Consider the following 6,352-nt stretch of genomic DNA (forward strand, 5'->3'; position numbering starts at 1 on the left):
TTATCAATAATACCCCGTTTTAAACCGCTTTGAATGATATCGCCCAACATATCTTCGATACGCCCTTTTTTGATCAGATACGCAGGCACGACACCCCATACAATCGTCAAGAGACGTGCGACTCTCTCTTCGTGCGTTGCTGCATATATTGTCATTTTCGGGCGGTAACGAGAAAGTTTTTTCGCCGATGCCCCCGAAGCGCTCATCGCTATAATCCCCTCAGCATTCAATGAGTCACCCAAACGTACCGCCGACTCATTGACCCTATCCATAGCATCGTCATATCCGAAATTGAATTTTTCATACGGATAAATCTCTTCAATCGCCTGAATCGTATTAACCATCGTCTCGACAACAAGTACCGGATTATGTCCCACTGCACTCTCTTCCGAGAGCATCACGGCATCGGTTCCATCCAGCACCGCATTAGCGACGTCACTGATCTCGGCACGGGTAGCACTCTCTTTTTCCGTCATCGACAAAAGCATCTGAGTTGCCGTAATGACCGGTTTGGAGTGCTCATTCGCTTTATCGATCAACATTTTTTGAATGGTCGGAACACGGTAATAGGGGACTTCAATCCCCAGATCACCGCGTGCAACCATCAATCCGTCCGAATGGCGCAAAATTTCGTCAATATTTTCCACAGCATCAAATTTTTCAATCTTTGCAATAAGCTGCACCTCTCCGCCGTACGAACGGACCACTTCACGTGCATTGATCATATCTTGCGCGTTTTGGACAAAGGATATCGCCATAAAATCGACTCCGTTAGCAACACCCCACTCCATATCACGTCTGTCTTTTTCGGTCAAAACATCGATTCCAAGTCTCGTATTGGGAAAATTAATCCCTTTGTTCGACGTAAGTCTCCCTTTGTTCTCGATCAATGCCTGAACATAATTTTCACTGATTTCTCCAATTTTGGCACGTATAAGACCGTCGTACAGATAGATAAAATCACCGACCTTAAGCATTCGGAGAATATCGCTTTGATTGATGGAGAGACGGTAATGATTCTCACCGATTTTTTCCCCTTCACACGTCTCATAGTGAAAATCAAGACGATCGCCGCTTTCTAGATAAAATTCTTCCTTCAGTTTTCCGACACGGATTTTCGGGCCGCTGATATCTTGCATTACCCCGACGATCAGTCCGGTTTCTCGCATGGCGATCCGTATGTTGGCTAAAACTTGGGCATGGTACTCATAGGTGCCGTGGGAAAAATTGAGACGAAAGACATTAACACCCGCTTTGATAAGAGCGGCAAGCGTTTCTACATTATCCGAAGCGGGACCGACAGTAGCTAAAATTTTCGTTCGTTTTTGCATTGGAGAACCTCACTGGATATTTTCGGAAATAGTAACACACTTTGGAAACATTCATCAAACCGACCCGATGAAGATATGTGCAATCTCAGCAATTTTAGAATACAATTAAAACACTTCCAGGTTGATAGGTTCTGAATATGAGCAAAAGAGCGATAATTACCGACATTGTCCTCGTCGATATTATCGATTTCTCTCGCCTTCGGATGGATGATCAACTCGAAATCATCTCCTACCTCTCTCTGACTTATAAAAAAATGATCCTAAAAATGATCAAAGAATCGGGTATACCGATGGATAAGATGCTGCAGGGGTTTATTCCCACGGGTGATGGGTTTTACTGCATTCTTCATCCTTCACTGCGGGGATTCGGGCCGATTTTAGGCCTTTCCTTTATCCATTTTTCGGATTATATCGCCAAAGAATACCCTTATTTCAAAGGAATCCGAGTGGCGGTTCATACCGGAAAAATTCACCGTTTTGAAGATATTTTAGGAAATGAAAATTTCATCGGCGACGGGTTGAATGAGTGTGCACGGTATGTCGAAATTAAAAATCTTGTCGTCAGTACCGTCATCATCTCGGATAAAGCCTATGAATCACTGCAAGAATTTTTGCTCAATCATAAAGATTTTAATTCCCTTTTGGAAAAATGTGAACTTCGCCACAGTTCCCTCCATACCTTTCAAGACAAACATAATATTACCCACCGCGGCTATCTTATATGGATGAGAAAAGGGGGAATTATCCCTCCGCCAAAACCCTCATGGCTGATTCCTTCTAAAAAACGTTAATCGATACAAATATTTTTTGGGTAATATAACATCCACACTATCCTTAAGGAGGATGTATGCGTTTCACCGTTGATGAATATGCCAAAACCTTTAAAATGTCCAAAGAGATGATCCAAAATAAACTCCGGACTAAACGTCTTAATTATATTATCGAAGGGGGAGTTACCTATATCATCGTTCCAAGAAGCTCACTGGACGAAGAAAAACGCCAAGAGCTTTCTCAACGAAGTAAAGGTTTATCACCTGCACCCGCTCCGCAAAAAACAACGGTCGGGATGATTATTGCCCTCTATCAAAAAGAGAATCAGCAGCTCAAACTCAAGATCAAAGAGCTTGAAAACAAAATTGACCGCCTGGTAAACGACAAAGAGCAGATGCTGATTGCCGAACGCGAACGGATCGAAGAGATCTATACCGCAAAAGACGAACAGCTTAAAAATCTCCTAGAGGTTATCAACACCAAACTTCTCCTTTCACGCGACAATGACATTCACGATGTTGATATCACTTCCACACCGCAACCTGCCGCAGCGTCTCTGTCCAACGGAACTATTGAGCTTAAACGTTACCTCAAGTTTATCGGTATGGGTTCGAATGAGCGAAAAGCGGTAAAACGACGTTTTGAACTCGCATACGGCAGTGATATCCGCGTCATTCAAAAAGAGGGGGAATTTTATGTCGATCTCTCCAAATACGATTACACCGATTTTCTCTCCTAAGGGGTAACAATCCCCTCTGCCGCTTTTTGCGGACACACCCCATTTATTTTTTTCCCCCTACTGTACATTAATACTTCAACATACACATCATCATTATTTTTTCTACGTTTCTATACGCCAATTAAAAATTTACACGAATTAACATACTGTTTTCTGTATATTTAATACCATATAACATGTATTAATGTTGGTATAGTTTATGCTATGACATATTTAGTGTTACTAATATACCAATATATACTATATATATGATATTTTAATTATGTTTAATACGGTTTAATGTTAATTTTAAGAAAAGAATATTACAATGGAGCGATGGAAATGAGTGATCTTTTTAATCTTCTTCACAATGCCGTAGAGGCTGGGCGAAACGGGAAGAAGATATCCCAAAAGGATATGGCCTCAGAGCTGGGTATTTCTATGCGAACGTATCAAGATTGGCGATTGGGAAACGCCAAGCCACAGGCCGCCAAAGCAGTTCTTGAAATGTTGGGAATGCTTGAAGACGATGAGATTATCCGTGTGGTACGAAAAATTAATAAATTAGGAAGCAAAACATGAGCAGTTTGAGTGAACAAGAACGTATCGGATTGGAAGAGGTATTTTTATCGATCTCTTCATCACAAAATTTTGTACAAAAATGGTCCATTTGGAATAAAAATTTCTCTATCGATTTCGATACCAAAAAACTTGTTTCCCCGCTCACCCTTGCTCAGAATTCTAAAAAATGGCTAAAAAATGGCCTAAAAAACCACAAAATAACAAAACTATTCAATAAAATGCAAAAAAGAAGAAAAATTTAAGGTAAGAGATATTAAAGTATTCGCGGCTAAAACACTTTTCCGCCCTGTTTGCTCGTGTGCATCGGAGGATTTGAGTGTTATTCGCATATCTAAATTAAGGGCAATAAATGAATAAAGCACAATTCGTAGAGTTGGTTCAAAAAAGCGGTAGTTACAAAACAAAAGTTGAAGCTGAAACAGCTATCAAAGCATTCACAGAAGCGGTAACTGCAGCTCTCGTTGCAAAAGAAGAAGTTTCTTTGGTAGGATTTGGAAGCTTTACGTCTACTCTTCAAAAAGGGAAAAGCGGTAAAGTTCCGGGAACTAGCAAAACATATAGCACTAAAGATAAAATGGTTCCTAAATTTAAACCGGGCAAAAGTCTTAAAGACTCTGTCGAAGCCGGCAAATAATCACCCCTTAATATGTCCGAGGATTTTATTCTCGGCTTATTCCCCTTTTTCTTTCATTTTCTTTTTTACACTAAAGTTCAGTTATAATTGTTACGTAAAAAATAATCGTGTTATTGCAACCATACATTATCTACATCATTAGAGGGCTAAGTGTTTTTCTCTTTATATAAACGTTTATTCTCCAAAAATTCTCCTATTCTTTCTGATTCAGTATCGTACGACAATGATTCCGGACAAATAGATATCTTCCGCTCTGTTGCAAAAGAAGAAAACGGTCATTTTTATGAAAACTTTCCCCTTTTTTATCAAGACGCTCGTATCTCCGTCGATTTATTGCTTTTTATCCCCGATAGAGGGCTTTTATTCGGAGAAAAACTGATGTGGAATGCAGACGCTCTTCAGGGGACTACCGTTGAACGCTCATCCAAAAAAAATAAAAAAGTCTCTTCAACCCATTTAGAAACTACCGAATCTCTCATCCGTCAAAAACTTGAAGATATCCTCTCCTTTGATTCGACCGTATGTGAACGTTTTTTTTGGCTGAGTTGCCTCAGGGAGGACGAATTCGACCTATTAGATTCATCGTTTCATGAACTTCTCCCCAAGAATCGACTCATATTTTCTGACACAACCAAAGAATCGATCCTCGAGAAGTTAGAGACATTGACACCAAAACTGCTTACACCTTACTCGACAGAAAAAATTATGGGATCACTCCAATCGCATACCCTTCTCTTCCCCAAAGAAGAAAGCGGATATGGAACTTTTCTTTCAGATGAACAAAAAGTATTTCTCGAAACTGATTATAAAGATACGATTACGACTCTTTTTGGTGAACACAATAGCGGTAAAAGTACCATTATCATTCGAAAAGCACTCCTTTTACTCCTCACCAATCCCCAGGAAAAAATTCTTATCATTACGCCGACCCTTATCGGAGGTGAGATTCTCCGTAATGAGCTGATCTCTTTAACGGAATACGGTGCCCTTAAAATTGAACTTTCCAATCTAAATTTTTCTACCCCTAAAAGCACCCCGACCATTACCGAATATGAAAGTTTCCAATCTGCTTCTGTTGTGATGTGCGATGACGCCCATACGATGGAGAAAGCTTTTATTGATTCATTAATAGCACATAGAGAGCAGAGGTGGATTCTCTTCTCTCTGCACAACGACTATATTCCGATCAGTGACTCGACGGTATTCCTGCACAATAACTATCAAAAAAACATCCCTTTCTCCAAAATTCCCACACCGTCTGATAAAGCTCTCCTCACGTTGTTGTTGGAGCTTCGAATGCACCTTCACGTATCTTCTGCGGATAGAACAATGGTAATCCTTCATAACGATGACAGAATAACCGAATACAAAGAGGCGATTGATGAGTACTTTAATATCAACGCTCGAGTCTTGAGCCCTGAATTTAGTTTGCAATACCAAAATCTGGATGATCTTGTCATTACCACAGCAGAAAATACCCACGGACTCCATACGCCTCACGTCTTTCTGGTTGGATCCGATGAAAAAGAGTATTACACCTATGCGCTAAGCCGTGCATCAGAAAGTGCGACTATAATCTCTTCTTCAAATCCGAAAGGGGCAGATCATGACCAAAATAGTTAAAAGTGACGAAGAGTGGAAAACCCTCCTCTCAAGCGAAGCGTATCGTGTTGCCCGAGGACATGGGACAGAGAGGGCATTTAGCGGAGAATACGCAGCCTTTAAAGGAGAAGGTACCTATAAATGTGTCTGCTGCGGTGCCGAGCTTTTTGACTCTTCTTCAAAATTTGATTCCGGTACCGGATGGCCGAGTTTTGATCGCCCTATTCACTCTGAAGCACTGGAAGAAAAACAGGATATTAGTCACGGAATGATCCGGATCGAAGTCTTATGCGCCGTATGCGATGCCCATTTGGGACATGTTTTTCCAGACGGCCCCGAAACAACCGGTTTGCGCTATTGCATCAATTCTGTCACCCTCACCTTTACACCACTTAAACAGGAGTTTTAATGCGATTACTATTCACCTTATTGTTGGCTGCATCATTATCATTTGCCGCTTCTCACCCCAAAGTTCTTCTCCAAACGACGCAGGGGGATATCACCCTGGAACTGTATGAAGATGTTGCTCCGCTAGCCGTTGAGAACTTTACAACGCATGTCAAAAACGGCTACTACACCGGATTGACATTCCATCGAATCATCAAAAACTTTATGATCCAAGGCGGAGATCCTACCGGCACCGGTGCCGGGGGGGAATCCATTTGGAAAAAACCGTTTAAAGATGAGTTTAAATCGGGAGTTGTTTTTGATAAA

General features: G+C 41.0%; 9 protein-coding genes. 8 read left to right on the forward strand and 1 reads right to left on the reverse strand.

What is annotated here, in order from left to right; all coding sequences use genetic code 11:
* A partial coding sequence (gene pyk, locus Q0C19_RS10195) for a pyruvate kinase (protein ID WP_295055666.1) occupies positions 1 to 1,331 on the reverse strand: 1,331 nt, incomplete at its 3' end.
* Between the two features lie 137 nt (positions 1,332 to 1,468).
* Between pyk and Q0C19_RS10200 the strand changes: the two genes are divergently transcribed.
* The 8 genes from Q0C19_RS10200 to Q0C19_RS10235 all read left to right on the forward strand — a co-directional run.
* Positions 1,469 to 2,122: a hypothetical protein gene (locus Q0C19_RS10200; RefSeq protein ID WP_295055668.1), complete on the forward strand. Its 654-nt coding sequence runs from the start codon at positions 1,469 to 1,471 to the stop codon at positions 2,120 to 2,122.
* 56 nt (positions 2,123 to 2,178) lie between these two features.
* The gene (locus tag Q0C19_RS10205; RefSeq protein WP_295055670.1) at positions 2,179 to 2,841 is read left to right on the forward strand and encodes a hypothetical protein; all 663 of its coding nucleotides are present in this window, start codon (positions 2,179 to 2,181) and stop codon (positions 2,839 to 2,841) included.
* A gap of 315 nt (positions 2,842 to 3,156) precedes the next feature.
* The gene (locus Q0C19_RS10210) at positions 3,157 to 3,402 is read left to right on the forward strand and encodes a helix-turn-helix transcriptional regulator (RefSeq protein WP_295055672.1); all 246 of its coding nucleotides are present in this window, start codon (positions 3,157 to 3,159) and stop codon (positions 3,400 to 3,402) included.
* Positions 3,399 to 3,644, forward strand: a complete 246-nt coding sequence (locus tag Q0C19_RS10215) for a hypothetical protein (RefSeq protein ID WP_295055674.1) — start codon at positions 3,399 to 3,401, stop codon at positions 3,642 to 3,644. The genes Q0C19_RS10210 and Q0C19_RS10215 overlap by 4 nt, the downstream gene beginning before the upstream one ends.
* A gap of 107 nt (positions 3,645 to 3,751) precedes the next feature.
* Positions 3,752 to 4,036 (forward strand): HU family DNA-binding protein, encoded by a 285-nt coding sequence (locus tag Q0C19_RS10220; RefSeq protein WP_013459477.1) that lies wholly within the window; start codon positions 3,752 to 3,754, stop codon positions 4,034 to 4,036.
* Between the two features lie 150 nt (positions 4,037 to 4,186).
* Positions 4,187 to 5,659 (forward strand): hypothetical protein, encoded by a 1,473-nt coding sequence (locus Q0C19_RS10225; protein ID WP_295055677.1) that lies wholly within the window; start codon positions 4,187 to 4,189, stop codon positions 5,657 to 5,659.
* A complete protein-coding gene (gene msrB, locus Q0C19_RS10230; protein WP_295055679.1) occupies positions 5,643 to 6,047 on the forward strand; it encodes a peptide-methionine (R)-S-oxide reductase MsrB in 405 nt (134 codons plus the stop codon). The genes Q0C19_RS10225 and msrB overlap by 17 nt, the downstream gene beginning before the upstream one ends.
* Positions 6,047 to 6,352: peptidylprolyl isomerase (locus tag Q0C19_RS10235; RefSeq protein ID WP_295055681.1), on the forward strand; the 306-nt coding region annotated here is incomplete at its 3' end. The genes msrB and Q0C19_RS10235, both read left to right, overlap by 1 nt.

This window comes from Sulfuricurvum sp. (assembly GCF_023250475.1).
Classification (GTDB): domain Bacteria; phylum Campylobacterota; class Campylobacteria; order Campylobacterales; family Sulfurimonadaceae; genus Sulfuricurvum.

What these genes read in the sequence shown, in the direction of transcription:
- Q0C19_RS10200 (WP_295055668.1), top strand. Translation starts at nt 1,469, where the DNA reads ATGAGCAAAAGAGCGATAATTACCGACATTGTCCTCGTCGATATTATC.
- Q0C19_RS10205 (WP_295055670.1), top strand. Translation starts at nt 2,179, where the DNA reads ATGCGTTTCACCGTTGATGAATATGCCAAAACCTTTAAAATGTCCAAA.
- Q0C19_RS10210 (WP_295055672.1), top strand. Translation starts at nt 3,157, where the DNA reads ATGGAAATGAGTGATCTTTTTAATCTTCTTCACAATGCCGTAGAGGCT.
- Q0C19_RS10215 (WP_295055674.1), top strand. Translation starts at nt 3,399, where the DNA reads ATGAGCAGTTTGAGTGAACAAGAACGTATCGGATTGGAAGAGGTATTT.
- Q0C19_RS10220 (WP_013459477.1), top strand. Translation starts at nt 3,752, where the DNA reads ATGAATAAAGCACAATTCGTAGAGTTGGTTCAAAAAAGCGGTAGTTAC.
- msrB (WP_295055679.1), top strand. Translation starts at nt 5,643, where the DNA reads ATGACCAAAATAGTTAAAAGTGACGAAGAGTGGAAAACCCTCCTCTCA.